The sequence below is a fragment of the Actinomadura sp. ATCC 39365 genome (genome assembly GCF_054392275.1).
Genome location: NZ_CP184335.1, coordinates 4,080,526 through 4,107,188 on the forward strand (window position 1 = coordinate 4,080,526; position 26,663 = coordinate 4,107,188).

The window sequence follows — 26,663 nt, forward strand, 5'->3', positions numbered from 1 at the left end:
ACCCGAACCCCCGTAACCCTTCCATCTGTCCTGACGTTCACTGCGCCGACCTGCGGGCGCGTACGGCCGCCGCGAGCGGCGTGTGCGGGCCGGCGGCGAGGATCAGCTCCTCCTGCAGCCGCCGCCGGGCCGCCGGCGTGAGCCGGTGGAACTGCGGGCCGGGGACGTAGCCGCCCGCCTCCTCGCCGGCCTTCACCTGGGCCAGCAGGCCGGCGTGCCGCAGCGTGCGCAGCGCCGACTCCAGCTCGCCGATCGGGACCTGGGTGTGGCGGCGCAGCTCCTCGACCGGGGTGGGGTGCGGCGACAACCAGGAGTCCTCCGGCAGCAGGCCCTCGGCCCTGGGGATCGCGACCGAGTGCACCAGCACCAGCGTCAGCACCGCCCGCTCGCTCACGCCGAGCCCCGCGCCCCCCGCGACCGCCGGCGGGCGATCCGCCGCCTCCGCGCCCGCCGTCTCCAGGCCCGCCTCCGGCTCGGGGGCGGGGGACGGGGGCTGGGCCAGCGCGGCCGTGTGGCTGTCGTCGTAGCCGGAGGTCCAGCGTTCGCGCAGCTGGATGAGGGCACGGCCGCGGCGGGCCAGCATCTCGCCCAGCGTGTGGCGCAGCGCCGGATCGCGCAGCGCGGCGAAGCGGCCCTCGGCGACCGGCTCGGCGGCGTGCTCGACCACCATGAACGCGGCCACCAGCTCGGCCCGCCGCCGCTCGTCGTAGGCCCCCAGCAGGTCGTCGAACTCCGCCACGCCGAGCTCGGCCCGCCCTCCCGCGCCGGGCAGGGGAAGGACCGCCGCGGCCACGATGTCGGCGTCGCCCACCACCGTGAGCTCCGGCCGCTCGGGCTCGGGCAGGCGGCGGACCAGCTCCTGCAACTGGGCGTGCGACTCCACCGGCCACAGCGCGCAGCGCGGCCCGAGCGTCACCACCCCGTCGTCGAGGACGATCCACGCCGAGTCGTGCAGCCGCCGCAGCGCGCCCCGCGCCCAGTTGCGCATCAGGTCGTCGGTACGCCCGATCAGCGCCCGGTAGGTGTCGAGCACCAGCTCGACGGGCGCCGGGTCGCCGGGCCACGGATCGACGGAGAGATCGTTCCAGCAGCACTTGAGCGTGGCCGCCAGCACCCGCCGCGTCTCGCCGGCCCGCTCCACCGGGACGGCGGCGACCTGGTACTCCTCCAGCAGCGACGGCGTCACCCCGTCGGGCCACACCGGCAGCGCGTGCCCGGTGGAGTCGGGCCGGGTCAGGCGGGTCATCCCGGCGGGCGCCGGCACGCCCGCCCCCAGCCGCAGCGGCCCGCCGGAGCGCGCCCGCGCGTGGGCGAGCGCCTGGCCCGCGGACCGGCCGCGCTCGGAGGCCGGAGAACCGGTGGACGTCATGAGGTGCGCTCCAGGTAGCCGTGGGACAGCCAGGCGGGCTCGCCGTCGGGATCGACGGTCAGGCCGTCGGACCAGGCGAGCCGATAGGGGAGCTCGGGGCGCAGGTCGGCGGTGGTGAGGTCGGCGAGCAGACGGCGGGCGGCGGGCCAGTCGGAGCCGATCACGTCGGCCAGCGCGACCCGCGAGGCGGCGCCGAGCAGCGACTCGGCCACCTGCGTGAGCCGCTCGACGGCGGCCCCCGGCGAGGAGTCGAGCGAGCCCTCGGGCCCGGGGTCGGGCAGCGCCGAACGCGGGGGAGTGGGCTGGACGGGAGCTGGCCGCGGCGCCTCGTCGACCGCCCGCGCGACGGCGGCCGGATCGTGCCACGGCGCGGGCGCGTCGAAGACGAACCCGTCGAGCACCGAGGCCAGCCGCTCCTTGGAGGCGGTCTGGGCGAACGTGCGCCACGTCTCGGTGGGCAGCAGCGTCAGGTTGCGGGTGGTGCCCGCCGAGTCGGCCAGGCGGCCGGCGGCGCGGCGCGAGGCGTCGCTGTAGGAGTAGATGGACGCCCGCAGGTCGGTGCAGACCCGGTCGAGCTCGGGCCAGCGGGTCAGGATCGTGCCGTGCAGGCCCTGGGCGCGCCGGGCGATCTCCTCGGTGCCCCAGAGCTTGGGGGCCTGCTCGCGCAGCTCCTCGATGGTGCCCGTGGTCAGCGTGATCAGCTCCAGGGCCCAGAGCCGGAACGCGCGCGCCAGGTTGACCGCGCTCTGCCGGGCCTCCTCGCTCGTGGTGCGGGGGTCGGCGACGTTGAGGTCTTCCAGGGCGAGCAGGCGGTGCATCTCGGACTGGCCGCCGTCGTCCATCATGCGGCGGATGAACATCAGGCCGACGACGCTGGTGAACGAGGCGCGGTAGCGGAGCTGGTTGGGCTTGGGGAACACCTCGCGGATCGCGCCGAGCCCCTTGAGCACCCGCAGCCGGTTGTCGAACTGGTCGCTGGGGTAGGCCCGGCAGGCGAAGCGCATCTGCTCGTGCGTCAGCCACTCCTCGCCCGCCTCGGCGAACGCCGCGAACAGCGTCTCGGCGATGTCGACCAGGGCGGGGTCGTCGACCACCGCGCCGCTGTCGCGGGCCAGCGCGGCGAACATGCGGCGGTAGGTCGACAGCACCGCCTCCTCGGAGAGGGCGGCGTCGAGGGTCAGGGGCTGTTCGGACACGCGCACTAAGGTACGGCTTCAGACCGACAGACTCGGAACCCGGCGCGGGCTACCAGCCGGTACGGACGCGGATGGGACTCCTGCCCGCTAGGGTGATCCCGGTTAAAGCGGGGCAAACTCTCTGTGATCGCACATACGGGGTGAGTGACGGTTGTCCATCCGTGTGCTCGGCGGGGACCGGGCGACGGCCCTGATGGCCGGTGGGGCGGCCGTGATCCTGGTGGCCGCGGCGGCGTGGTTCGGCGTGGGCGTCTCCAGCGCCAATCCGGAGCTGGCCGACGTCGGAGCGTGGCTGTGGACCAAGGCCAGGGGCAGGGTCGTGCACGTGAACGGCCTGTCGGGCGAGGTGGACGGCTACCTCGACGACAAGGCCGGCAAGCAGTTGCGCGTCGTCCAGGACGGCACGAACGTGCTGCTCGTCGACGACCGCACCGGCTTCGTCAGCCGGGTCGAGCCCAGCCAGCTCACCGTCACCCAGACGCGCGACCTCGGCGCGGCCGGGATGCAGCTCGCCGTCTCCGGCGGCACGGCCTACGCCGTCGACCCGGCGGCGGGCCGCGTCCAGCGCATCGACCCGGTCACGCTGAACGCCGTGGGCGCGCCGGTCACCCTGCCCGGCCCGCTCGGCGCGGCCAGGATCGACGGCGGCGGCCGGTTGTGGGTGCCGGTGACCGCCAGGGGCGAGGTCGTGCCGGTGTCCGGCGGCGTCGCCGCGCCCCCCGTCAAGGTGGGCGAACCGGGCGAGGAGCTGGCCGTGACCATCGCCGGCGGCCTGCCCGTCGTGGTCAACACGCGTGCCGCCACCGCCGTCACCATCGGCGCGGACGGCGGCGTCGGCGAGATCGCCCTGCCCAAGGAGGTCGCGCGGGCGGCCAAGGGCGGCGTGCTCACCCCGGCCACGACCGAGGGCCCGCTCGTCCCGGTGCTGACGCCGGGCGGCTCGGGGCTGCTCGTCGTGCTCGACACCTCCTCCAACGCCGTGCTCAGCACCAGGTTCGCGATCGACGACCCCGCCGGGCTCGGGGTGCCGCAGGTGCTCGGGTCGAAGGTGTACGTACCGGACAAGAGCCGGGGCGCGCTGATCGTCTGGGACAGCGCCGCCGGCGGGCGGCCCACCACGCTGCAGGTGGCGGACGGGCCGGGCCCGGTGGACGTGTTCGTCAAGGACGGCCTGCTCTGGGCCAACGACGAGAACGGTGACAAGGCCCTGGTCATCGACCCCGAGGGCCGCAAGCACGACGTGGACAAGGACGACTCCGACGTACCGGGGCCGACCAACACCCCCAAGCCCAAGCAGACCCCGCGCCCCGACCCCACGATCACCGACCCGCCGCCGGACGATCCGCCCGAGACCAGCGAACCCGACCCGACCAGGACGAAGGACGCCGAGCGGCCCCGCCGTCCGGCCAGGACGGCCACGCCGACCCCCACGACCACCCCCACGACCACCCCCACCCCGACCCCGACGCCCACCACCGCGCCCGGCGCGCCCGGCGCGGTGACCGCGCGATCGGGCCCCGGCCGGGTGACCGTCACCTTCAGCCCGTCCACCGGCGGCAAGGTCGAGCGCTACACGCTCAAGGCGTCCGGCGAGGGACGGCCGGAACCGCAGTCGGTGGACGGCGACGGGCCGTTCCAGTTCGAGTTCACCGGCGGCGACTGCGCCCGGGAGTACACCTTCGTCGTCGTCGCCCACTGGCCGGGCGGCGAGGTGGAGTCGGAGCAGAGCGCGGGGGCCAGGCCCTGCGTGGCGCCCGGGGCGCCGTCGAACTTCGCCGCCAAGCCCAGGAACCGGGGCGCCGAGCTGACCTGGAACGCCCCCGAGAACGGCGACGCGGGCGTGACCTACCAGCTCAGCGGCGGGGCCGCGAACGACGCGATCAAGGGGACGTCGTTCACCGTGGACGGGCTGAAGAACAACGCGAAGTACGCCTTCAAGCTCAAGGCCACGAACGCGGCGGGGGAGAGCCCGGACGTGGCCACCGCCGAGGTGGACCTGACCTACCCGAGGCAGCAGTACAAGAACGCCAACAACAACGTGGTGGACACGCTGGTCCGCCCCGCCGCGACGAAGACCGGCGAGGCGGGCAGCATCCCGAAGGGGCAGTACGTCTCGCTCACCGTCATCTGCCAGGTCAAGGGCCAGAGCGTCACGGAGGACGAATCCAAGGAGACCAGCGACGTCTGGAACAGGATCGAGTGGAACGGCGGCGTGGCCTACCTGAGCGAGACGCTCATGACCACGCCCCGCGGCTCGTTCCCGGCGCCACCGCTCTTCGAGTGCACCGACTGAGGAGGGGGACCCGGTTGACCCAGTACAACTACCCGGACCAGATGGCCCAGGCCCAGCAGCCCGCCGCCCTGGCCGGCCAGTTCGCGCAGCGGTTCCAGCTCCTGGCCGGCAACATCGAACGCGTCGTCCGCGGCAAGCGCGAGGCCGTCGAACTGGCCCTGATCTGCCTGTTCGCCGAGGGCCACCTGCTCATCGAGGACGTCCCCGGCACCGGCAAGACCACCCTCGCCCGCTCGGTCGCGGCCAGCGTGGACGCCGAGTGGCGGCGCATCCAGTTCACCCCCGACCTGCTGCCGAGCGACATCACCGGCGTGTCGATCTTCAACCAGGCGCACCAGAAGTTCGAGTTCCACCAGGGCCCGGTGTTCGCCAACATCGTGCTCGCCGACGAGATCAACCGGGCCTCGCCCAAGACCCAGTCGGCCCTGCTTGAGGTCATGGAGGAGCGCCGGGTCACGGTGGACGCCGAGCCGCACCCGGTGCCGCGGCCGTTCCTGGTGGTGGCCACGCAGAACCCGGTGGACATGGACGGCACGTACCCGCTGCCCGAGGCCCAGCTCGACCGGTTCCTGATGAAGATCTCCGTCGGCTACCCCGACCACGTGTCGGAGGTCGAGGTGCTCAAGGGCGGGCCGACCGGGCCGCAGGTCGAGCGGCTGCCGGTGGTGGCGCGGGCGACGGACGTGGCCGGGATGATCGACTTCGCCTCCCGCATCCACGTGGCCGACCCGGTCTACGACTACATCGTCGGGTTGTGCGCGGCCACCCGTACCAGCCCGCACCTGCGGCTGGGCGCGAGCCCCCGGGGGAGCCTCGCGCTGCTGCGCGCCGCCCGCGTCAGGGCGGCCGCCGCCGGACGGCACTACGTGGTGCCCGAGGACGTCAAGGCGCTGGCCGTCCCGGTGCTGGCACACCGGCTGATCGTCACGCCGGAGGCCGAGCTGCGCGAGATCGGCGCGGCGTCCGCGCTCGGCGAGATCCTCGCCGGGATGCCGGTGCCGCAGGCGGCGTAGATGCGGCTCACGGCCCTGTTCACCCCGCTCGGGTGGGCCACGCTCGCGGGTTCGGCGGCGCTCTACGCGGCGGGGTTCGCGCTCGGCTACCCCGAGCCGGTCGTGCTGGCCACCGGCGGCGTGCTCGCCCCGGCCGCCGCCCTCGCCTGGACGGCCCCCGCCCCCGACCTGGAGGTGCGGCGCGAGGTGACGCCGCTCAAGGTGCCGAGGGGCGAGGCGGCGGTCGCGGTGCTGAACGTGGTCAACCGGGGCCGGCGCGGCCTGTCGGGGCTTCGCGTCCAGGACCGCGTGGGGGCGTCGGAGCACCTGATCGGCCTGCCGCGGCTGCCCAGGAACGCCGCGCGCACCGTCTCCTACCCGCTGCCCACCGACGTGCGCGGCGAGATCCCGGTCGGGCCGCTGCTGCTGGTCCGGGCCGACCCGTTCGGCCTCACGCGCCGGGTGCGGCGGTACGGCGACGCCGTCACCCTCCTGGTCCGCCCGCGCACCGTCGCGCTCTCCGTGCCGCCGTCCGGCCGGGCCCACCACCTGGAGGGGCCCACCAGCGACAACGCCCCCAGCGGCACCGTCACCTTCCACACCCTGCGCGAGTACGTCGTGGGCGACGACCTGCGGCACGTCCACTGGCGCTCCAGCGCCAGGACCGGCACGCTGATGGTGCGCCAGCTCATCGACGCGAGCCTGCCCACCACGACCGTCGTCCTGGACACGCGGGAGCTGACGGAACTGGCGGTCGACGCGGCGGCGTCCGTGGCGGTGGCGGCCGCCCGCGCGGGCTTCCCGGTGCGGGTGCTGGCCGGCGAGCGGGCGGCGGCCGAGGCCAAGGCCGACGCCGATCCCGACGCGATCCTCGACCGGCTCGCCCTGGCGCGGCCGGGCACGGCGGGCGTGGGGGAGACCATGCGGCTGGCGCGCGGCGGCGGGGCGCTGGTGCTGGTCACCGGCGACGCGGCCGAGGTGGGACGGGCGGCGGGCGTCCGGCGGCGCTTCGACCGGGTGATCTGCGTGCACACCGGTCCTGGGCCGGTGAGCGTCCCGGGCGTCACGGTCGTCCCGCTCACCGACCTGGCCGCCCTTCCCTTCGCCTGGACCTCCCGATGACGCCCCCAGCACCCCCGGCGCCCGCTCCTGTCCCGCCCGCGCCTGCCCCTTCCACGCCCGCTCCTTTCCCTTCCGCGCCCGCGTCCGGGGTGGGGTGGCGGGGAGGCGCCGGGCTGGTGGTGGTGGCGGCCGTCGCCGGGGTCGCCGGGTGGGGGTTCCACCGGGTCTTCCCCGGCGGGGAGCTCCTGCTCGCGATCGCGCCCGCCGCCGTCGCACCCGTCCTGGTGGCGGCGCTCACCGCACGGCGGCCCCTGTGGCTAGCGCTCGCGCTCGACCTCGTCGCCTGGATCGCCGGGACGATCCCGCTCTACCGCGGCTTGGCCCCCGGCGTGCTCGCCGACGTGGCCGACGCCTGGCACGCGCTGCTCACCACACTGCTCCCCGCCCAGCCCGAGCCGCGCCTGCTCGTCCTCGTGCACACGCTCGTCTGGGCCGCGGCCGTCATCGGCGCCGAGACCCTCACCCGCACCCGCACCAGGATCGCCGCCGCCGTCCCCGCCCTGGCCGTGTTCGCCGCCGCGCTGCTGCTCGGCGTGGACGGCGAGGGCTCGAACCTGCCGGTCGCCGCAGCCCTGTTCGTGCTCGTCGCCGCCCTCGCCCTGGTCCGCGACGACCGCTCGCCGCTCTGGCTGCTCGGCGGCCTGCCCGCCGCCGCCGTCCTGGCCGCTCTGGCCCTGGTGGTGGGGCCGCTGCTGCCCGTGGCGGCGCAGCCCTACGACCCGAGGCGGGACGCCGAACTGCCGCCGCCCCGGCGGGTGGACAGCGTGAGCCCGCTCGACCGCGTGTCGGGCTGGCTGCAGATCCCCGACAGGGAGCTGTTCACCGTCAAGGCGGACAAGCCGCTCAACTGGCGGCTGGCCGTGCTCGACCGCTACGACGGCGTGCGCTGGACGTCCGGGGCCCGCTTCCGTCCCACGGGCGGCCGGATCCCCGAGGGGGAGTGGACGGGGGCCGCGCGGGTCGTCCGGCAGCGGGTGACCTTCACCGGGCTGCCGGGGACGTGGCTGCCCGCCGCCGAACGGCCGGTCGAGGTCGACGGCGTACCCGGGCTGGCCGCCGACCCGCAGAGCGGCGCCCTGCTGGCCGACCCCGCCGCGGGAACCGGCGGGCGTCCCGGCAAGGGCTTCGCCTACGAGGTGACGTCCAAGGTGCCGGAGCCGTCCAAGGAGGACCTGCTGGCGGCCACCCCCGCGCACGAGGACGCCGCGCTGACCGCGTTCCCGCCGGGGCCGCAGGAGAAGCTGTTCCGCGAGCTCGCGCAGGAGGCGACCAAGGGCGCGGACGCGCCGATCAAGCAGGCGTACCGGCTGCAGAGCTACCTGCGCACCAGCGCCTCCTACGACGTCACCGCGCCGCCCGGCCACTCGCTCAAGGGCCTGGAGTTCTTCCTGCGGACCACGCACCGGGGCACGTCGGAGCAGTTCGCGGCGACGTTCGCGCTCATGGCCAGGACGCTCGGGCTGCCGTCGCGGGTGGTGGTGGGCTTCCGGCCGGGACAGGCGTCCGGCGGGGTCTACCACGTCAGGTCGGGGCACGTCATGGCGTGGGCGGAGATCAAGTTCGAGCGGCTGGGCTGGCGGCCGTTCTACCCCACGCCCGGCCGCAGCGGCGCCAAGGACGACCACGACGTCGTCTCCTCGGCGATCGAGGAGAGCGAGCAGCTGGAGGGCGAGTTCACGCGCGGGGGCGGCGACCGGTCCGGCACGGCCCGGCCGAAGGCCGGGGAACAGGGCGCGCGGCCCGGCGGCGGGCCGTCGCCCTGGATGCTCGCCGCCGCCGTGGGCGGGAGCCTGCTGGTGGCGTACGCGGCGATGGCCGCCGTGCTGCCCTGGTGGCGCAGGCGGTCCAGGAGACGCGGCGGGGGGCCCGGCGACCGCGTGCTCGGCGCCTGGCGGCAGACCTGTGACGACCTGCGGCTGGGCGGCAGGCGGACGCTGACCGCCGAGGACGTCCTGACCGGCCAGCCGCCCGACATCACCACCCATCTCAGGCCGTTGGCCGAAATTTCGAACTTCGTCCGGTACGCCCCCGACGGCGTCACCGACGCCGACGCCGCCCGCGCATGGGACAGCAGCGACGCCGTCCGCCGCGCCGCACGCTCGCGCACCCCCTCCCCACCCGCCTGCGCGACCGCCTCCTCCTGCGATGATCCAGGCCATGAGAAGCGTCGAGGCCCAGCTCCTGCACCGCCCGCCCGGCCTCACCGCGGCCGACGTCGTCCGGCACCTGACCGCGATCCAGGCCCAGGACGTGCCCTCCGCCCTGCTCGCCTTCCGCGCCCGCTCGGCCACCCTCACACCGTCCGGCATCGAGGCCGCCTGGCAGGCCCGCGAGATCGTCAGGACGTGGGGCCCGCGCGGCACGCTGCACTTCGTGCACGCCGACGACCTCCCCTGGATCCACGCCCTCACCAGCAGCGACACCGCGGCCCTGCGCCGCCTGCGGCAGGAGGGCGTCACGGGCGACGACCTGCTCCCGCTCGCCGAGGGCGCCCTCGCCGGCCAGGGCCCGCTGACCAAGGCCGAGCTGACGGAACGCCTCGCCGGACGGGCCCGCGGCCAGGGCGTCGTGCACCTGATGGCGCTGGCCGCCCACCACGGCCTGGCGGTGCTCGGCCCGTCCAGGGCGGGCAAGCCGACGTACGTGCACGCGGGCGACTGGCTCGGCGCGCCCGTCGTGCCCGAGCCCGACCGGGGGAAGGCGCTGAAGGAGCTGGCCGTGCGCTACCGCCGCGCCCACCACCCGGCCACCCCCGAGGACCTGGCCGCCTGGTCCGGCCTGCCGCTCGGCGAGGCCCGCGCCGCCTGGCGGACGAGCGCAGCCCAGGACCCGCCCGAGCCCGGCGAGCCCGTGCTGCGCCTCGCGCCCGCCTTCGACGAGTACCTGATGGGCTGGCACGGCAGGGACGGCGTCCTGGCTCCCGAGCACGCCGCGAAGGTGTTCCCCGGCGGCGGCGTCCTGCGCCCGGTCGTGCTGTCCGCGGGGACGGTGGCCGGCGTGTGGTCCAGGAAGGGCACGCAGGTGAGCGTGCAGCCGTTCGATGAACTGCCCGAGGAGCTGGTCCGGGCGGAGGTCGAGGACGTCCGCCGCTTCCTCAGCGGGCGCTGACCCCGTCCTGGCCGCGCTCTTCCTGGCCGAGCAGGGCGGCGGCCACGGCGTCGGCGTCGCGGCGGAACGGGCTGTCGCGGCCCGGCCGGCCCGTGCCGACCTCGGTGAACCAGCGCGTGTCGCCGGTCGCCACGCCGAGCGCGTGGATGTCGGGATCGGGCCGCCCGCGCGCGTCCAGCACCCGGTAGGGCGACCGCGTCACCGCCGGCCCGCGCTGCTCGACGTGGGCGGCGGGTGGCCCGGCCGACAACACGAAGCTCTCCGGCGCGAACCTGCCGAGGAAGTCGCGGTGGGAGTCCGGCAGCAGACCGCCGAAGTCCACGATCGCCGGGAGCAGCGGCCTGATCGCCCGCAACATCTCGGTCGCCGCCTTGAGCACGCCGCCCGCGCAGCCCGCGCGCGCCCGTCCGGCGTCGGCCCGCAGCAGGGCCGCCAGGCGGGCGCGATAGGCGTCCGGGGTGGCGAAGCGCCGTCCTGCGAAGGGACGCGCCAGCGTGCCCAGGGGGCGCGCCGCCCCGGTCATGCAGGCCAGGTCGGCCTCGTACTGGATCAGCGGCTCCACCAGGCGGGCGAAGTCGAGCTGCGGCGTGCCGGTCGCCGCCGCCGCGTCCGCGCGCAGCCCCGCCAGCCGCTCCTCGGTGATCACCCGCAGCGGCACCGCCGGCGCGGGGAAGGCGGGCACGGACGGCCGGGCCAGGAACGGCAGCCCGCCGCGCGACATCGCCAGCAGCCGGGGCTCGTTCCCGCTCGGCAGGTAGCGCAGGCCGCCGGACCCGCCGGTGAACCGGCCGCCCCGGCCCAGCGTGACCGCCCGCAGCACGTCGTAGAAGGTAAGCCCGAGCCCGCGCACCGCGACCGCGGCCCCCGGCGGCAGGACGTCGAGCGGCATCTCCACGGCCAGCCCCGGCGGGACGTAGACGGCCCCGCTCCACCGCTCGGCGTGCCGGGCCAGCGTGAGCTGCTCCCGCGTGGTCTCCACGTCCGCGTGCCCGGTCGTCAGCACCGCCTTGTCCACCCGGTACGCCGTCCCGCCCGCGTCCACCCGCAGCCCGTCCGCCGCCCGCACGATCCGCGTCACCTCGGCCACCACCGGACGCACCCCCACCCGCGGCGGCGCCGAGGCGCACAACGCCGCGAACGCGGCGGCCAGGTACTGCCCGTAGAGCCGGCGCGGCGGGCATTCCGCCGGGTCCAGGCCGCCCCAGACGGCCAGCGACCCGAACCGCTCCTCGGGCAGCAGACCGTCGGGCGAGCGCACCGTGCTCTCGCCCGCCGTCGTGTTGGCGCCGAACCACGCGGGCTGGCCGGCCCGCCACACCCGCCCGTCCCCGTGCCCCACCGCGTCGAACGCCCACACGGTCACCGCGCGGTCGAGCCCGGCCAGCCGGACCAGCAGCCGTTCCAGCACCGACAACCCGCGCGGTCCCACCCCGACCAGGGCGATGACCAGCTCCCCCATGCCGTCCGCCTACCCGGGAAGAGGGCGTGTGACCGTTGAGAGTGAATTGTCGTGAAAGCGATCCGGCGCGTCGGGTGATAAGAGAAGAACCACTTGACGCACGGAGGCAGGACATGACGGGGGAGACCATCGCGACGGCGGTGCCGTGGGCCGCCCGCGCGCCCGGCGAGCGCACGCTCGACGAGCGCTTCGAGGAGGTGTTCGACCGGTACTTCGGCGAGATCCACGCCTACGTCGCCCAGCGGCTCGGCCCCGACCACGCCGAGGACATCGTCGCCGAGACCTTCCTGACCGCCTTCCGCAAGCGCGCGCACTACGACCCCACGCGGGCGGGCGTGCGCGCCTGGCTCTACGGCATCGCCACGAACCTCATCGGCAAGCAGCGCAGGCTGGAGGCCCGCACGCTGCGGGCGCTCGGCCGCTGCGGCCCGGACGGCGACGCGCCCGGCCACGAGGAGGCCGTCGCCCTGCGGGTCAGCGCCCAGAGCCTGCGCCCCAACCTGGCCGCCGCCCTGGCCGAGCTCGACCGGCGCGACCGCGACGTGGTGCTGCTCGTCGCGCTCGCCGGGCTGAGCCACGACGAGATCGCCACCGTCCTCGGCATCCCGTACGGGACCGTCGGGTCGCGGCTCAGCCGGGCCCGCAGGAAGCTGCGCGGCCTGCTCGGCACGCACGTCCTGGAGGCCACCCATGGCTGACCCCCGCGCCTCCCACTCACCCTCCGCCTCCGAGGAGCCCCGACCCGCCGCCGACCCGCGCTCGGCCTCCGTTCCCGAGCAGTCCCGGGCCGATCACGACCCGCGTTCGTTCCCCGGCGGTGACGACCTGCGGGCCGTCCGCGACCTGTTCGGGCATCCGGCGCCCGCCCCCTACGCCCAGGCCAGGGTGTGGCGGCGGGTGGCGGCCGCGCGCCGCCGCCGGCGCCTGGCGCGGTGGTCGGCGCTCTCCCTGGCCACGGCCGCCGCGCTCGCCGTGGCCCTCATGCTGGTCAGAGGGACGCCGTCCGCCGTGCCGGGCCGTTCCATCCTGCTCGCGGCGGCCAGTACGGCGGCCTCCGGGCAGCAGGCGGCCTACTGGCACATCGGCCGGCTGCACGACGGCGACCGCCTCACCGAGCTCTGGGCCACCAGAGACGGCCGAGCCTGGACCTGCACCTCCACCCCGGCTCCCGACTCCGCCCTCACCATCACCTCCACCCCAGCGCCCCTCTCGGGGGCGACCTACGAGAAGAGCTGTGCGGGACGTGGGCGGGTCGTCCCGGTGACCGGCCGGGCGCCGTTCAGCATGGCGGGCCGCGACCTGACGTTCCGCCAGATCCAGGAGCTGCCCGCCGACCCCGCGGAGCTCAAGGAGCGGGTGGCCGCGATGTTGCCCGCCGGTTCGGCGGACCTGCTGGCCGACGCGCTCAGCGGCCTGCTGTGGAGCAAACCGTCACCTCCCGCCGTACGCGCCGCCGCCTACCGGGCGCTGGCCGACCTGCCCGACGTCCGCTACCTGGGCGGCCGCGCCGACCCTCTGGGCCGCCCCGGCGAGGCGTTCAGCTATCCGCTCCCCACCGGCGTCCGGCGGACGTTGATCATCGATCCGGCCACCTCCCAGGTCCTCGCCGGCACCGACGCGGGCGGGACCGGCGGCTCGCAGATCGTCCTCACGGCAGGCTGGACCGACCAGGCCCCCGACCTGCACTGACCCTCACCCCGACCTGAACTGCCCCACAACCCGCACTGACCCTCACCTCAACCCGCACCGCCCCCACCCGACCTGCACTGACCCCCACCCCGGCAGGCGCGTGACCGCCACGCGGCGAGTTCGGCGCGCCCGGAAACAGGAGCCGCGACGTGTTCTGGCGTGCCCGCACGACCACCGGCAGGGCCATCTGCCTGAGCGACCAGTTCCCCGCCGCCGACGTCGCGGAGGTGATGGACGGACGGGTCAGGTTCGCCGGCCTGCCGCCCGCCGACCTCGGCACGGAGATCGACTGGACCGCCGACCCGTACGGCAACCGCTCCTGGGCGCTGAACCTGCACACGCTGCGCTGGGCGGGCCGGCTGGTCGCCGCGTACGAGCGCACGGGCGAGCGGGCCTGCCTGGAGCGCGCCGCCGACGTGACCGCGCAGTGGATCAGCCGGAACCCGCGCGGCGGGCACGAACTGAGCCCGTGGGCGTGGGCCGAGCACGCCGTCGCCCTGCGCGCGCCCGTGCTGGTCTGCCTGAGCGAGCACGTGCGCACCCCGCTGCTGTGGGCGAGCCTGGCCGAGCACGGCGAGGTCCTGGCCGACCCCGCGCTCTACCGCGCGGGCCACAACCACGGGCTGGACCAGGACATCGGGTTGCTGCTCGTCGGCTGCCGCCTCGGCCGCGCCAAGTGGCGCGACCTGGCCGTACGCAGGATGACCGGATCGGCCGAACTGGCCGTCGACGCCCAGGGCGTACTGCACGAACAGGCCCCCCGCTACGGCCTGTACGTGCACCGCCGCCTCGGCGTGGCCCTGCGCGCGATCAGCGAGAGCGGCGCCGAGCCCCCGGCCCGCCTCGCCACCCGCCGGACCGCCCTGGAGGGCTACATCGCGCACGCCACCCAGCCCGACGGCTGCCTGACCCCCATCGGCGACAGCCCGGCCGACACCCGCGCCCCCGGCTTCCCCCACGACGGCCCCCTCGTACGCGTCTTCGACGCCGGGTACGTCTTCGGCAGGACCGCCTGGGACGACCCGCGCTCGGCCCACTACTCGATCAGGTTCGGCCCCGGCCGCCGCCTGCACGGCCACGAGGACCACCTCGGCGTCACCTACAGCGCCCAGGGCCGCCGCATCCTGGTCGAGGCCGGGTTCCACTCCTACGAGCGGACCGAGTACGCGGCCTGGACCCGTACCCCGCAGGCCCACAACGTGCCCGTCCCGGACGGGGACTTCCGTCCGGGCACGGCCACCCGCCTGGTGCACGCCGACCTCGGCCCCGGACGTCAGGAGTTCGAGCTGGCCGACGACGCCTACGGGGTGACCAGAACCCGCCGCGTCCTGGTCGGGCACGGCGAGGACGTGATGACCGTACGCGACTCGGTCCCCTCAGGGACGCTGCGCAGCCTGTGGCACTTCGACCCCGCGCTAGGACTGGTCGAGCGACGGGCGGACGCCGTGGTGCTCGGCGACGGCGACTGGCGGGTCACGCTGCTCCAGTGGCCCGCGACGGGGATGGAGGTGGGGACCACCACGGTCTCCACCGGCTACCTGCGCACCGAGGAGGCGGTGACGGTCACGTCAGGAAGCGCGGCCGAGGTCCTGACCGTGATCGTCCCAGGCACCGACACCCCTGACCCCGCCCGCCTGCCCCCGCCATGGAACCATTCCCCCTGACACGAAACAGTCGCACATTCGTCAGGCAGCCAGCGCCACGGTCAGGCAGCCAGCGCCGCGGTAGGGCGGTCAGCGTTGCGGTCAGCGTCGCGGTAGGGCGGCCAGCGCTGTGGCCAGCGTCGCGGCAGGGGGGCAGCGTCGCGGTTAAGCGGCCAGCGTCGCGTCCTCGTCACCGCCGGACCCCGCGACCGGCCCGCACACGTCCTCCCTACAGTCCGCCAGCCGCCCGGCCAAGAACCGCGACACCGTGCCGCGACGTCGCCCACCAGACACCGCATCACCGCCCGCACACCATCACCGGCGATGAACCAAGCCGCCCTGCCCCCAGACACCGACCACGGACCGGCCCCAGAGATCACGGCCGACCGCACTTCGTCCACCGGCGCCGCCACCCCACCCGTCCACCGGGACGCCATCGCCCCCTGCCCCCACCACGTCTGCCGAGACCGTCACCACCACCTCCCCGTTCGCCGGGACCGTAACTGCACTCGTCCGCTGGGACCGCTCCTGTACCGTGTCCTGCCGGGAGCATGACCGCCGCCCGAGCCTGCCCGCCGGGACCGCCACCGTGCCCTGCCCGCCACCAGCTGCCGTTCGCCAGGACCGTCGCCGCACCCGTCCGCTGAGCCCGCCCTTGCACTGTGTCCTGCCAGGACCATGACCGCCGGTCCAGCCTGTCCGCCGGGACCGCCACCGCACCTTGCCCGCCACCTCCCCGTCCATCGGGACCACCAGCGCACTCGTCCGTAGGGACCGCCCATACACCGCATCTCTTGGGCCCTCGCCGAACCATCGTGCAGTTCGGCAGCCACCCACGACGGCCGCCACGCCCCCCGCGCACCCCGGGCAGCGCCAATAGACGATCGAGATGGGCTACCCAAAGGCAATCAACGAAGTAGGTCGTCGCGGCGCCCAGCGAGACCAGGCCAGGCCCGGGGCGGTCCGGGAAGTACGTCGCCCCGGGCGTCCAGCGAGGCCGGGTCAGGTGAGGCGGCGAGCCGTGTTCACCAGTTCGCCGACCCCCGCGATCCGGGTGACGACCTTGCTCCCGTCCGCCAGATACCGGGGCGGCCTCCGGGCATGCCCCACGCCCCCTGGCGTGCCGGTCGCGATGACGTCGCCCGGCCGCAACGTGAGAATCTGCGACAGGTACGCGATGAGCTCGCCCGGCGGGAACACCAGGCCGGCCGTGTCCGCCTGCTGCACGACCTCCCCGTCCACCACACACTCCAGGGTCATCGCCCCGCCGATCTCGTCCGGCGTGACGAGGAACGGCCCGAACGGCGTCGTCCCCTCGAACGTCTTGCCCTGCAGCCACTGCGCCGTACGGTTCTGGTAGTCCCTGGCCGTCACGTCGTTGAGCACCGAGTACCCGGCGATGGCCGCCTCGGCCTCCTCACGCGAGGCATCGCGCACCTCCGCCCCGACGATCACGGCCAGCTCACCCTCCCAGTCCATGGAATCCGACACAGCGGGCAGCTCGATGTCGTCGTACGGCCCGATCAGCGCCTCGGCGAACTTCGCGAACACCGTCGGATACCGCGGCAGCTCCCGTCCCATCTCCAGGATGTGGTCGCGGTAGTTGAGCCCGACACAGATGATCTTCCCGGGCACCGGCACCACGGGCGCCAGGTCGGCCGTGGACAGCGGATGCCGCGCGCCGTCGGCCGCGGCGGCCACCTCCCGCCAGCGCGGGTGGGCCAGCAACATCCCGACGTCGGGCGCCCCGACCTCAACGGCGTGCTCCCCGTCGATCCGGACGGCGGCCGTACGGCGCGGCAGTCGCAGCGTCGCGAGCTTCACTCGAGCTCCTCTCGATACCGGTGCAGGCCCTCAAACGCTCTGAACTCAAGACGTACAGGCATCAAGTCGCCGACCTGCTCCCAGAACGGGACAGATGCACGGCGGCGAGGTCCGCGTACAACCTCTCCGCGAAATTCATGCTGCCCAACGCTAGGGAGTAATTCCGCGTACTGCACTAGCGTTCTGCTGTGAAGAACAAGCCCGCGTACCCCCTGGGCTCGGTCGACAACGTGCTCCTGCTGCTCCACATGCTGCGTGACCAAGGACGTCTCAAGGTCACCGACGTCGCCAAGGAGCTCGGCATCGCCCGCTCGACCGCGCACCGCCTGCTGGCGATGCTGGTCTATCGCGACTTTGCCGTCCAGGACGAGCACCACACATACCTGCCGGGGCCCTTCCTGGGCCCGGCGGCGGGCGACGGCGGCGGCTCGTCCCTGCGCGAGCTGCGCGCCCACGTCCGGCCCGCCATGGAGTCGCTGTGCGCCCGCGTCCGGGAGACCGTGAACCTCATGGTCAGGATGGGCACCGAAGTACGCTTCCTGGACAGCATCGAGTTCCCGCAGATCCTGTACGTCGGCGACCGTCGCGGCACGATCCTGCCCGCCCACCGCGCCTCCGGCGGCAAGGTCCTGCTGTCCTCGCTGCCCCGCGACCAGCTCGCCGACCTCTACCAGGACCTGCCCGACCGGGAACGCGCGTCCCTGCTCCGCGAACTCGACGAGATCCGCCCCCGCGGCTACGCCCTCAACCTCGACGACACGGAACAGGGCGTCTCGGCGGTCGGAGCGGCGCTACGCAACGGCTGCGGCACCCCCGTAGGAGCCCTGTCCATCTCGATCCCCTCGGCCCGCTACACCCCCGACCGCCTCCCGGCCCTCCTCACCGACCTCCGCCAATCCATAACCGAGGCCGAACCCCACCTCACCAACTTCCCCACCTGACCCGCCCGGAGCCCCGGGCAACCGCCCGCCCACCTCCCACGTGCACCAACCACCACGAGGCACCTGACTATCGAGACGACGTGAGCAGCAGCGGCTTGAGCTGCCGAAAAAACTCCACCGCATCCCCCACCGAATCCCTCCCCGGCGCCCCCTCGATGATGTTCACGGTAAGCAGCCGCTTGTAGTCAGAGGTCCACCCGTAGACAAACGCAATGCTCTGATCCTGACCATTCCTCCGCCGAGCAGCGAACCCCGGCCCAAGACCATTAGGGAGATCGGTTCCATTGGTGGATCGTCTTGTGTTCTCCAGATCTTCCGCATCATCCGGCGAGGGATCGAACACTTCGATCACGAGACCCAGCTTGCCTTCTGAAGTCAGATCCGTGGCCACGGAACATGACGCGAAACGGCCCTGGTCCATCTTCGTCCCGACGGCACGGTAGTTCCTGAAGCCTGTGGCGATCTTGATGGCGTCCGCCGAGATCATTTCGCATTCCTGGGGAGCCGCGGTCACGTTCCCCAATGGCCGGTTGTCCGGCGGCAGAGCAGGAGAGGCCGAACATGCTGACACCACGAGAACGCTGAGGAAGGTCACCGAGGACCAGATTCTCATGAGTTTCGCTCCTGATAGTTGGCCTCGGACTCCTTGAAACCGAGCACGATGGCCGCGTCCGGGCGGTCGAATACGCGGCCGGTCTCGTTGAGATGCAGCCACTCGTCGTACGACTCTCGTTGGTCCGCGTTCATCTCGTCCCAAGGTTTGATCTCCCCATTGACCAGGAAGTGCCCGTCAGCTCCCGGCGAGAAGTCCTTGTGACGGTACGGATGCGTCCTGGCCGGTACTGAACCGTCCCCGAACAAGCCGTGGCGCATCATGGTGGCGGCCGTAAGGTCCGAGAACATGTGCTTGGCGGCCCCCAGCGCATCGTCGGCGTTCATGCGGGCCTGTTCCTCCCGGTTCGGCTTGATCTTGCCGAAGACCTCTCCCTTGGCCGTGTCGACCAGTAGTCCGATGAACTTGCCGGGAGGGCCGGGGGCGAGCCCGACGACCGCCTCCGTCATCTCCTTGAACGCGGAGAAGCGGGCGTCTTCGGCCTTCGCATCCTCGATGCCGGAGATGTTGGCCGCATCGGTGATCATCCAGGTCGTCACGCTGAGGCCGCGCGCCGCTCGGGCGAACTCCGCGCCTCCACTCCGGCTCATGCGCTCTTCGAGAATGTCCTGCCGTGCGGCGTCCAGTTGCTGCCGCGTGGCGCCGGGGTGTGACTGGCGCCAGGCCGCGACATCGGCCTCGACCTCCGCTTCGATCTTGGCTGCCAGTTCGTCCAGCATCCGGGCGGCGTACAGGCCGTGCGCGGCGGCCACCTTCCGGAAGGCGTCGTCGTCCTCGAACGCCCAGCTCATGGCCTGCTTCATGTCCTTGGCGTTGAACTTGGCGCCGTAGGGATAGCCGCCGACGAGGTTCTTGTCCGCATTGGCGTCTGTCTCCACTCCGGGCCTCTTGTCGACGAACGACTGGGCGTCGCGGTGTACGTCGCCGATGTACTGGCTGAGGATGGTGGCGAGGTGGGGGCGGGTGGAGGGGAGGTTGGTCTGGACATTGGGGTCGCTCCAGAAGCGGACCGCCCATGAGGCGATCAAGGCGGACTTGTAGCCGCGTGATCCGCCCGGTGGCAGGTCGTGGTCGCGGTACTCCGTGGTGGCGGCCTGGATGGCCCAGCCGAGGTCGGCGTCGGCGTCGCCGAGCCAGGGGTGGGTGCGCATCAGGTAGGCGAGCGGTTTGCGGGCAGGGTCGGTGAAGAAGTCCTGGGCCACGGCGGGGTGGTGGGCCAGGGCGATGAGGGCGGTGCCCATGGGGCTGAGATCGCCGGGGGAGACGTCTCTCGGGCCGGGGAGCGTCCAGGGGTCTCGGGGGAGGGACAGGTCGGGGGGATGGGCCAGGTCCTGGTCGTGCAGCTTGCGGACCAGGGTGAGCAGGAAGGTGTGGTCGAAGTCGCCGTCCTGGAGGAGTCTCTTCACGGCGAACGCGTTCTGGGGGTGGTCGATGTCCTCGATCAGGCGGTCGGCGTAGTCGGCGGCCAGGCGCATCCGGCCGACGCCGTGGGAGGCGGTGCCGAGCAGGGTGCTGAGCATGGTGAGGAACCTGTCCTGGGTGGCCGTGTCGTAGAGGAGAGGACGGTCGCCGGGCGGGAGGTCGCAGGAGTATGCGCGGGCGATGAGCGACTTGAGTTCACGCGGCGATATCAGGGTGAGAAAGGCCACGGCGAAGAACGGGTCGTTCTTGTGGCGTTCGAGTTCGGCGACGGATTCGGCGTCGAGTGAATGGGATGCGATTTGTGTACGGAGTCGCGCGGCCAGTGCGGTGGCCGCGGCCGCGCCTTCGGAGGGAGATTTCGACAGCCATGGGGATTCGTCGGCCCAGAGGACGCCGCTCTCGCCGGGGCGCCGGTCGGGGGTGGCGAGGATGAGGTCGAGACGGCCCTGGAGTGTGGGGATCTGGTCGTTCAGCCGGCGGCCGATGGTCGACAGCTGGGCCGGCCCCCACAGGGATACGCCGAGGGTGGTGAGGGTTCGTTCGACTTGGAGGCCGATTTCGGGAAGTGTGCTGCTTGCTCGTTTCATGCCGTTGATGAGCTGGGTCATCAGGGCGGGGTCGATGCCCACGGGAGGGGTCATGAGGCGGGCTCGGACGGGTGCAGCGTGTCGAGCAGCCTCAGTGCCCGGGTGAAGAAGTCCTTGAAGCCGTGGTCCCAGGTGCGCAGGTCGGCGGCGAGGTTGTCGCCGGCGGGGCCCTTGAGCGCGCCGCCGTCCACCAGGCGGATCAGTGCGGTCAGGTCGTTGGCGTGTTCGTCGCGCAGTCGTTCGATGTGACGCCGGGCGGCGGTTATTTCGTGCTGCGTCGCCATCATCACCCGATTTCGTTGCGCTTTGGGGAGGGAGGGGGAGGGGTGGTCGATGGCATATTAGCCCGCCGCGTCGGCGCCGGTGAAATGAAAAAGAAGCCCTCGCGTAATTCGGCTCTGGGCTGATGAATTAGGTGAGGGACTTGTGATAGTAAATGCGTTATTTCGTTGTATTTGCTGGATGGGAGGGGCGGGCAGCGTTGGGGTGGGTGTCAGGTGAGGGGGTGCGCGCGCTGGAGGAGAGGCTGAGTGCGGGGCGGGTGTCGGGCCCGCGTGCCACAGGCTGGACTGAGTGCGGGTGAGGTGTCGGGCCCGGTGGCGCAGGCTGGGCTGAGTGCGGGTGGGGTGTTGAGGCCGGGTGGCGCAGGCTGGGTGCGGGTGGGGTGTCGGGGGCGGGCTGGGGTGGGTGGCGGGTGGGCTGTTGGGTGAGGGGGCGGGTGGGAGGTTGGTGAGAAAGGCGTTGTTCGAGAGTGAGGGGCCCGGCGCCCGCCCATTCCCACGAAGCCCGCGGGTATGGGCAGCGCGCAGTGCCGCTGGTGGAGCTGGGAGAGATGGAGGAGCGCGTCCGCTTGGGTGAACGGCCGCTCATGGGTGTTCGCCCAAGAGGACGTACGACCTAACGGTCATCCCCCGGAAGCGCGCTCTGGGCGGCCGCGACGAGGTCGGCGACCACGTCGGCCGTCAGCCCGATCCCGAATGTCCGGAACTTGATCAACGGGATGCCGAGCGCCAGCCCCACCAACGGCGAATCCGTCCGGTCGAGGTCGGGCAGCCCCGGGGCCTGCCGGAGCCGTTCCTTCAGCACCCGGCCGCCCACCGGGTGCGCCAGCCACTCGCCCAGCGTGGACATCTCGCTCAGCTCCCCCACATATCCGTCACCGGGCGTGCTCAGCTCCGCGCGCAGGCGGATGTCCCGCGACGACGCGCCCACCTCGACGGTGAACGGGCCGGGGTCGATCCGCCAGCCGCCGCACGTCACCGACCACCGCGCCAGGTCGCGCGGCCCGAGGGTGAGCCGGACGCGCTCGCTCGCCCCGGGGGCCAGGTCGACCTTGGCGAAGGCACGCAGCCCGTGGCGGGGCCGCGAGGGCTGTTCGGCCTCGAAGGCGACGTAGAGCTGGGCCACCTCCTGGCCGTGGCGGTCGCCGGTGTTGGTGACGGTGAAGGCGACGTCCCAGGCGTGGGGGCCGGTCTCGCGCACGTCCAGATCGGAGTACTCGAACCGGGTGTAGGTCAGCCCGTGGCCGAAGGGGTAGGCGACCTCGGTGCCCAGCGTGTCGTGGTGCCGGTAGCCGACGTAGCGGCCCTCGCCGTACACGACGTGGCCGTCGGAGCCGGGGAAGTGCAGGTGGGACGGTACGTCGGCGAGGCGCAGCGGGATCGTCTCGGTGAGCCGTCCGGACGGGCTGTGCGTGCCGAGCAGCAGGTCGGCCAGCGCCGCGCCGCCCGCCTGGCCGAGCAGCCAGCCCTCCAGGACGGCCGAGGCGAGGTGCCGCCACCCGGCCACCGACACGACCCCGCCGTTGGACAGCACGACGACCACCCGCGGGCACACCTCGGCCACCCGCCGCAGCAGCTCCACCTGGACGCCGGGCAGGTCGATCGAGGTGCGGTCGAAGCCCTCGGACTCGGCGGACTCGGGCAGGCCGAGGAACACCACCGCCACTTCGGCCGCCGCCGCGCTCTCCACCGCCTCCCGCTCCAGATCGGCGTCGGCCTCGCCGTCGAGCCGGTAGCCGGCGGCGAACGTCAGCCCCTCGACGGCCCGGCCGAGGGCGTCGAGCGCGCTGTCCAGACGGGTGGGCACCACGTGCGAGCTGCCGTGCCCCTGGTAGCGCGGGGTGCGGGCGAGCTCGCCCAGCACGGCCACGCGCAGGCCGGGGGCGAGCGGCAGCACGCCGTCGTTCTTCAGCAGCACGGCGGAGGCGCGGGCGGCCTCGCGGGCCAGCTCGTGGTGCTCGTCGACGTCCCAGCCGTCGTGCCGCTCGCGGCCGGCGACGCGTTCGGCGAGCCTGGCGACGCGGCCCGCCGCCAGGTCGAGCACGGACTCGGGCAGGCGGCCCGAGCGCACCGCGTCCTCGATCAGGCCGTCGGTGCCGGTGGGCGGCATCTCCAGGTCCAGGCCCGCTTCGAGGGCCGCCACCCGGTCGTTGACCGCGCCCCAGTCCGACATCACCAGGCCGTCGAAGCCCCACTCCTCGCGCAGCAGGCCGGTCAGCAGCCGGCGGTGCTGGGAGGCGTACACGCCGTTGACGCGGTTGTAGGAGCACATGATCGCGTACGGGCGGGCCTCGCGGACGATGTGCTCGAAGGCGGGCAGGTAGATCTCGCGCAGCGTGCGCTCGTCGACGTCCGCGCTGATGCGCATGCGGTCGGTCTCCTGGTTGTTGACCGCGAAGTGCTTGACGCAGGCCCCTACGCCGCGCGACTGGACGCCGGTGACCAGCGCCGCCCCCATCACCCCGGTCAGGTACGGATCCTCCGAGAAGTACTCGAAGTTGCGACCGCACAGCGGCGACCGCTTGATGTTCACCCCCGGGCCCAGCACGACGTCCACCCCCAGCGCGGCGGCCTCCTTGGCCAGCGCCGCGCCCACCCGGCGAGCCAGGGCTGGGTCCCACGAGGAGCCGAGGGCCACGGCGGGCGGGAAGCACGTGGCGGGCTCGCTGCGGGTCAGCCCGAGCGCGTCGCCGCCGTCCACGCGCTGGCGGCGGATGCCGTGCGGCCCGTCGGACAGCGTCAGCGCGGGCACCGCGTCGCGGACCGCCGTGGTGTGCCAGGTGTCGCTCCCGGACGTGAGCGACGCCTTCTCTGCCGTGGTGAGGTCGGGGGGAAGAGCCATGGAAAACCTCGTTATCTGGGATGCAGTCCTAGTTGCTTGAGGAAGGTGATGACGGCGGCATGCATGTCCACCTGGTCCGGGTCGAGCAGCCATTGCGTCTGCAGGCCGTCGATGAGCGCGATGAGCTGCTGGGCGACGGCGTCGGGGTCGTGGTCGAGCGGCGGCGTGGCGCGTTCGAACAGGGCGCCGAGCAACCACGCGGCCTGCCGGCGCAGCCGGCGGTAGCGCTTGACGAAGTAGTCGTGGGCGGGATGGCCGGGATCGGCGGCCTCGCCGGAGATCTTCACGTACAGCCCGACCAGGCCGGGCGTGCTCATGTTCCTGGCGACCTGGGCGATCGCGCGGTCGAGCAGTTCCTCGGGTGACAGGCCGTCGGTGGGGCCGTGCATCAGCTCGCCGTCGACCTCGTCGCGGCGGCTGAGCACCTGGATGAGCAGGCTCTCCTTGCCGGGGAAGTGGTGCAGCAGCCCGGCGTGGGTCAGGCCCGCGTGCGCGGCGATGTCGCGCAGCGACACCGCGTGGAAGCCCGAGCGGGAGAACAGCTCCGTGGCGGAGTCGAGGATGCGGGCGCGCGTGCGCTCGCCCTTGCTGCCTCGGCGTGGCATCGGTTCGGTCACCGACCGGCCCTTTCTGGGGGTCTGGGGGCACGCGGGCTGCGCATGCGTGCCACGGTACGGCGAGATCGGCCCTCCACCGGCCCGCCCAAGAACCTACCACGTGGTTAGTTTCGCGGCGTACGCCCGCCGCCCTCTAGAGCCAGTCGCGGCGTTTGAAGACCATGTAGAGCACCATGCACACCGCCGCCATCAGCAGGATCGCGAACGGGTAGCCGAACACCCAGTGGGTCTCGGGCATGAAGTCGAAGTTCATCCCGTAGATGGTGCCGACCAGCGTCGGGGCGAACAGGATGGCCGCCCACGCGGAGATCTTCTTGACCTCCTCGCCCTGCTGGATGCTGGCCTCGGTCATGCGGGCCATCTCCGCGTTCTGGGCCTGGGTCACCAGCGTCGAGTTGACCACCAGGATGTTCTGCAACATCTGGCGGAAGGCCGAGATGCGCTCGGTCACCGTGATCGCGTGGTCGGCGACGTCGCGCAGGTAGCTCTGCAGCTCGTCGTTGACGCCGTACTTGGCGGCGCCGGCGATGAAGCCGTGGATCATGCCCACCAGCGGCGCGGTTGCCCGCTGGAACTCGATCACCTCGCCGGACAGCTCGTAGACGCGCCGCGACACCGAGGGGTCGCCGCTGAAGACCTCGACCTCGATCTCCTCGATGTCCTTCTGCAGCCCGGCCACCACCGGCGCGTAGCCGTCGACCACGGCGTCGAGGATCGCGTACAGGACGGCCTGCGGGCCCTGGCGCAGCAGGTCGGGGTCGGACTCCATCCGCTTGCGCACCCCCTGCAGGTCGGGGGCCTCGGCGTGGCGCACGGTGATCACGAAGTTGGGGCCGACGAAGACGTGCAGCTCGCCGAAGGCCACCTCCTCCACGTCGTCGAGGTAGCGGGCGGCGCGCAGCACCACGAACAGCGTGTCGCCGTAGCGGTCGGCCTTGGCCCGCTGGGAGCCGACGATCGCGTCCTCCAGCGCCAGCTCGTGCAGCTCGAACTCCTCGGCGAGCTTGACCAGCTCCCACTCCTTCGGACGGTAGAGGCCGATCCAGGCCATGCTGTCCGGCATCTGCTTGAGGCGTTCGAAGGCGTCGGCGAGCGAGCCGGGGTTGTCGACCCGCTCGCCGTTCTGGTAGACGGCATTGTCGATGACGGTGGGCCGGTAGGGGTGCTCCTCGCTGGCGCGCGGGTCCATCGAGTGCTCCGGCGCCTCCTCGCGGTTGTCACCGCTGCGCCTGAACCCCTTCACCCTGGCCATGCACCCTCCGATCCCGGTTGTGTGAGAACTACTGCGACAGGCTGTCGAGCTCCTGGGTCGCCCGGTCCCTGATGGTCTTGCGCCACATCGGCGTCCAGCCGAACAGCAGCCCCTGCGGCCTGCCGAGAGCCATTCTGGACCAGCGCCTGAAGTCGAACTCGTCGTGGTGGCGGACGATGAGGTCGTCCTCGAACCTGAACAGCGCGTCGATCTCGTTGACGACCGTGCGGCCGGTGGAGGAGAAGGTGTAGCCGGCCGTCCAGTGGGCCGAGCCGCTGAACTCGTCGGCCTGGACGTCGCGGTAGGTGCATCTCAGCCCGTCGCGCACGCCGAGCTGCAACCGCCACATCGCCATCACCCGGTCGCGGCCCTCGACCTCCTGGAAGATGGGGTCGCCGAAACTGATCTCGGGGTGGTAGCAGCGCTCCATGGCCGCGAAGTCCGCGCGGCCCAGAGCGTCGTAGAAGGCGCTGATGAGCGCCACGTGCCGATCGTTCACCTTGCTATCGAATCATGGCCGCACCGTTGTCCCAGCACACCGCCCGCAGCCACTGCTCGCCGAGGTCCAGGCGGGCGAGTGCGTCGAGCTGGTGCGCGTAGGGGTGCGGGATCGTCGGGAAATCGCTGCCGAGCACCACCTTCCCCGAAAGCCCGAGATCACGCAGAACAGGGCGCAATCGGGTGGGAAACGGCATGCCGCGCTCGGAGAAGTCGGTGAAGGCCATGGTGGTGTCCAGGGCCACCCGCTCATGGCGGACGGCCAGCTCGAAGAACGGCTCGTACTCCGGCATGCCCAGATGCGCGATGACCGCCCGCAGCCGTGGATGGGCGGCCAGCACCGCGCCGATCGGCCCCGGCCCCACGTGCCCGCCGGGCACGGGCACCGAGCTGGCGTGCACGACCACGGGCACGCCCGACTCCGCCAGCAGCCCCCAGACCTCGGTCAGCTCGGGCGCGGCCGGGTCGAAGCCGCCGACCTGGAGGTGCACCTTGAAGATCTGGACGCCGTCCGCCAGCGCCGCGCGCACGTAGTCGGCGACGCCGGGCTCGGGGTAGAACGTCGCCGACGGCAGGCAGTCGGGGTTGCGGCGGGCGAAGTCGAGCGTCCAGGCGTTGAGGTCGCGCGCCATGTCCGGCCGGTGCGCGTACGCCAGGGCGGGGAAACGCCGTACGCCCATCTCGCGCAGCCTGGTCAGCCGCTCCTCGACCGGCCGTTCGTACTCGATCTTCCAGCCGGCGCCCATCAGCGGGCCGCCGTGGTTGAAGTGATGCCAGACCCGGCGTTCCATTCGTTCGGGCAGGAAGTGCACATGCAGGTCGATCAGACCCGGCAGCCCGAGCTCGCGCCACCACGCCGGAACGTCCGCGTCAGAATGTAGTTCTGCGGCCACAACCGGGACTTTACCCGGCTAG

21 protein-coding genes and 1 pseudogene are annotated in these 26,663 nt (G+C 73.0%); 9 read left to right on the top strand and 13 right to left on the bottom strand.

The window, feature by feature from the left end; translation table 11 throughout:
* Positions 1-37 precede the first annotated feature (37 nt).
* A complete protein-coding gene (locus ACNF49_RS20270; protein ID WP_357964637.1) occupies positions 38-1,369 on the bottom strand; it encodes a hypothetical protein in 1,332 nt (443 codons plus the stop codon).
* The gene (locus ACNF49_RS20275; protein WP_482944675.1) at positions 1,366-2,565 is read right to left on the bottom strand and encodes a hypothetical protein; all 1,200 of its coding nucleotides are present in this window, start codon (positions 2,563-2,565) and stop codon (positions 1,366-1,368) included. The genes ACNF49_RS20270 and ACNF49_RS20275 overlap by 4 nt, the downstream gene beginning before the upstream one ends.
* A gap of 151 nt (positions 2,566-2,716) precedes the next feature.
* Between ACNF49_RS20275 and ACNF49_RS20280 the strand changes: the two genes are divergently transcribed.
* The 4 genes and pseudogenes from ACNF49_RS20280 to ACNF49_RS20295 form a co-directional block, all read left to right on the top strand.
* The gene (locus tag ACNF49_RS20280) at positions 2,717-4,858 is read left to right on the top strand and encodes a fibronectin type III domain-containing protein (RefSeq protein ID WP_482944676.1); all 2,142 of its coding nucleotides are present in this window, start codon (positions 2,717-2,719) and stop codon (positions 4,856-4,858) included.
* 14 nt (positions 4,859-4,872) lie between these two features.
* Entirely contained in the window at positions 4,873-5,871 is a 999-nt protein-coding gene (locus tag ACNF49_RS20285) for an AAA family ATPase (protein WP_357964633.1), read from the top strand.
* The gene (locus tag ACNF49_RS20290) at positions 5,872-6,972 is read left to right on the top strand and encodes a DUF58 domain-containing protein (RefSeq protein ID WP_482944677.1); all 1,101 of its coding nucleotides are present in this window, start codon (positions 5,872-5,874) and stop codon (positions 6,970-6,972) included.
* Positions 6,969-8,504: pseudogene (locus ACNF49_RS20295) on the top strand (transglutaminase TgpA family protein); the annotation flags it as partial. The gene ACNF49_RS20290 and the pseudogene ACNF49_RS20295, both read left to right, overlap by 4 nt.
* A gap of 53 nt (positions 8,505-8,557) precedes the next feature.
* Here the strand turns inward: ACNF49_RS20295 and ACNF49_RS20300 are convergent.
* The gene (locus tag ACNF49_RS20300) at positions 8,558-9,079 is read right to left on the bottom strand and encodes a hypothetical protein (RefSeq protein WP_482944678.1); all 522 of its coding nucleotides are present in this window, start codon (positions 9,077-9,079) and stop codon (positions 8,558-8,560) included.
* A gap of 50 nt (positions 9,080-9,129) precedes the next feature.
* Between ACNF49_RS20300 and ACNF49_RS20305 the strand changes: the two genes are divergently transcribed.
* Positions 9,130-10,080 (top strand): winged helix DNA-binding domain-containing protein, encoded by a 951-nt coding sequence (locus ACNF49_RS20305; RefSeq protein ID WP_482944679.1) that lies wholly within the window; start codon positions 9,130-9,132, stop codon positions 10,078-10,080.
* Here ACNF49_RS20305 and ACNF49_RS20310 read toward each other — a convergent pair.
* Positions 10,067-11,539 carry an FAD/NAD(P)-binding protein gene (locus ACNF49_RS20310; RefSeq protein WP_482944680.1) on the bottom strand — a complete coding sequence of 491 codons (1,473 nt, stop codon included), beginning with the start codon at positions 11,537-11,539 and terminating at the stop codon, positions 10,067-10,069. The genes ACNF49_RS20305 and ACNF49_RS20310 overlap by 14 nt on opposite strands.
* Before the next feature lie 113 nt (positions 11,540-11,652).
* Between ACNF49_RS20310 and ACNF49_RS20315 the strand changes: the two genes are divergently transcribed.
* From ACNF49_RS20315 to ACNF49_RS20325, 3 genes are all read left to right on the top strand, one after another.
* Positions 11,653-12,237, top strand: coding sequence for an RNA polymerase sigma factor (locus tag ACNF49_RS20315; RefSeq protein WP_357964622.1), 585 nt, complete (start codon positions 11,653-11,655; stop codon positions 12,235-12,237).
* Positions 12,230-13,228, top strand: a complete 999-nt coding sequence (locus tag ACNF49_RS20320) for a hypothetical protein (RefSeq protein ID WP_482944681.1) — start codon at positions 12,230-12,232, stop codon at positions 13,226-13,228. Before ACNF49_RS20315 ends, ACNF49_RS20320 begins: the two co-directional genes overlap by 8 nt.
* 149 nt (positions 13,229-13,377) lie before the next feature.
* Positions 13,378-14,892: a heparinase II/III domain-containing protein gene (locus ACNF49_RS20325; RefSeq protein WP_482944682.1), complete on the top strand. Its 1,515-nt coding sequence runs from the start codon at positions 13,378-13,380 to the stop codon at positions 14,890-14,892.
* A 981-nt stretch (positions 14,893-15,873) separates the two neighbouring features.
* Here the strand turns inward: ACNF49_RS20325 and ACNF49_RS20330 are convergent.
* Positions 15,874-16,695, bottom strand: coding sequence for a fumarylacetoacetate hydrolase family protein (locus ACNF49_RS20330; protein ID WP_482944683.1), 822 nt, complete (start codon positions 16,693-16,695; stop codon positions 15,874-15,876).
* 188 nt (positions 16,696-16,883) lie between these two features.
* On the opposite strand from ACNF49_RS20330, the gene ACNF49_RS20335 reads away from it, so the two are divergent.
* Positions 16,884-17,636: an IclR family transcriptional regulator gene (locus ACNF49_RS20335; RefSeq protein ID WP_357964616.1), complete on the top strand. Its 753-nt coding sequence runs from the start codon at positions 16,884-16,886 to the stop codon at positions 17,634-17,636.
* Positions 17,637-17,703: 67 nt separating this feature from the next.
* On the opposite strand, the gene ACNF49_RS20340 is transcribed toward ACNF49_RS20335, so the two are convergent.
* The 8 genes from ACNF49_RS20340 to ACNF49_RS20375 all read right to left on the bottom strand — a co-directional run bounded on the left by ACNF49_RS20340 (position 17,704) and on the right by ACNF49_RS20375 (position 26,641).
* Positions 17,704-18,249 carry a hypothetical protein gene (locus ACNF49_RS20340; protein WP_482944684.1) on the bottom strand — a complete coding sequence of 182 codons (546 nt, stop codon included), beginning with the start codon at positions 18,247-18,249 and terminating at the stop codon, positions 17,704-17,706.
* Positions 18,246-20,312, bottom strand: a complete 2,067-nt coding sequence (locus ACNF49_RS20345; protein ID WP_482944685.1) for a hypothetical protein — start codon at positions 20,310-20,312, stop codon at positions 18,246-18,248. Before ACNF49_RS20345 ends, ACNF49_RS20340 begins: the two co-directional genes overlap by 4 nt.
* The gene (locus ACNF49_RS20350; protein ID WP_482944686.1) at positions 20,309-20,545 is read right to left on the bottom strand and encodes a hypothetical protein; all 237 of its coding nucleotides are present in this window, start codon (positions 20,543-20,545) and stop codon (positions 20,309-20,311) included. The genes ACNF49_RS20345 and ACNF49_RS20350 overlap by 4 nt, the downstream gene beginning before the upstream one ends.
* 610 nt (positions 20,546-21,155) lie before the next feature.
* Positions 21,156-23,381, bottom strand: coding sequence for a glycoside hydrolase family 3 C-terminal domain-containing protein (locus ACNF49_RS20355; RefSeq protein WP_482944687.1), 2,226 nt, complete (start codon positions 23,379-23,381; stop codon positions 21,156-21,158).
* Between the two features lie 11 nt (positions 23,382-23,392).
* On the bottom strand, positions 23,393-23,998 hold the full coding sequence (locus ACNF49_RS20360; protein ID WP_482944688.1) for a TetR/AcrR family transcriptional regulator: 606 nt from the start codon (positions 23,996-23,998) through the stop codon (positions 23,393-23,395).
* A gap of 133 nt (positions 23,999-24,131) precedes the next feature.
* Positions 24,132-25,250 carry a magnesium and cobalt transport protein CorA gene (locus ACNF49_RS20365; protein WP_357964607.1) on the bottom strand — a complete coding sequence of 373 codons (1,119 nt, stop codon included), beginning with the start codon at positions 25,248-25,250 and terminating at the stop codon, positions 24,132-24,134.
* 28 nt (positions 25,251-25,278) lie between these two features.
* Positions 25,279-25,749 carry a nuclear transport factor 2 family protein gene (locus tag ACNF49_RS20370; RefSeq protein ID WP_357964605.1) on the bottom strand — a complete coding sequence of 157 codons (471 nt, stop codon included), beginning with the start codon at positions 25,747-25,749 and terminating at the stop codon, positions 25,279-25,281.
* 4 nt (positions 25,750-25,753) lie between these two features.
* Positions 25,754-26,641 carry an amidohydrolase family protein gene (locus ACNF49_RS20375; protein ID WP_482944689.1) on the bottom strand — a complete coding sequence of 296 codons (888 nt, stop codon included), beginning with the start codon at positions 26,639-26,641 and terminating at the stop codon, positions 25,754-25,756.
* Positions 26,642-26,663 lie beyond the last annotated feature (22 nt).

Coding starts and splice junctions, on each gene's coding strand:
- ACNF49_RS20270 (WP_357964637.1), bottom strand. CDS start 1,369: ATGACGTCCACCGGTTCTCCGGCCTCCGAGCGCGGCCGGTCCGCGGGC.
- ACNF49_RS20290 (WP_482944677.1), top strand. CDS start 5,872: ATGCGGCTCACGGCCCTGTTCACCCCGCTCGGGTGGGCCACGCTCGCG.
- ACNF49_RS20305 (WP_482944679.1), top strand. CDS start 9,130: ATGAGAAGCGTCGAGGCCCAGCTCCTGCACCGCCCGCCCGGCCTCACC.
- ACNF49_RS20310 (WP_482944680.1), bottom strand. CDS start 11,539: ATGGGGGAGCTGGTCATCGCCCTGGTCGGGGTGGGACCGCGCGGGTTG.
- ACNF49_RS20315 (WP_357964622.1), top strand. CDS start 11,653: ATGACGGGGGAGACCATCGCGACGGCGGTGCCGTGGGCCGCCCGCGCG.
- ACNF49_RS20320 (WP_482944681.1), top strand. CDS start 12,230: ATGGCTGACCCCCGCGCCTCCCACTCACCCTCCGCCTCCGAGGAGCCC.
- ACNF49_RS20340 (WP_482944684.1), bottom strand. CDS start 18,249: ATGAGAATCTGGTCCTCGGTGACCTTCCTCAGCGTTCTCGTGGTGTCA.
- ACNF49_RS20345 (WP_482944685.1), bottom strand. CDS start 20,312: ATGACCCCTCCCGTGGGCATCGACCCCGCCCTGATGACCCAGCTCATC.
- ACNF49_RS20350 (WP_482944686.1), bottom strand. CDS start 20,545: ATGATGGCGACGCAGCACGAAATAACCGCCGCCCGGCGTCACATCGAA.
- ACNF49_RS20355 (WP_482944687.1), bottom strand. CDS start 23,381: ATGGCTCTTCCCCCCGACCTCACCACGGCAGAGAAGGCGTCGCTCACG.
- ACNF49_RS20365 (WP_357964607.1), bottom strand. CDS start 25,250: ATGGCCAGGGTGAAGGGGTTCAGGCGCAGCGGTGACAACCGCGAGGAG.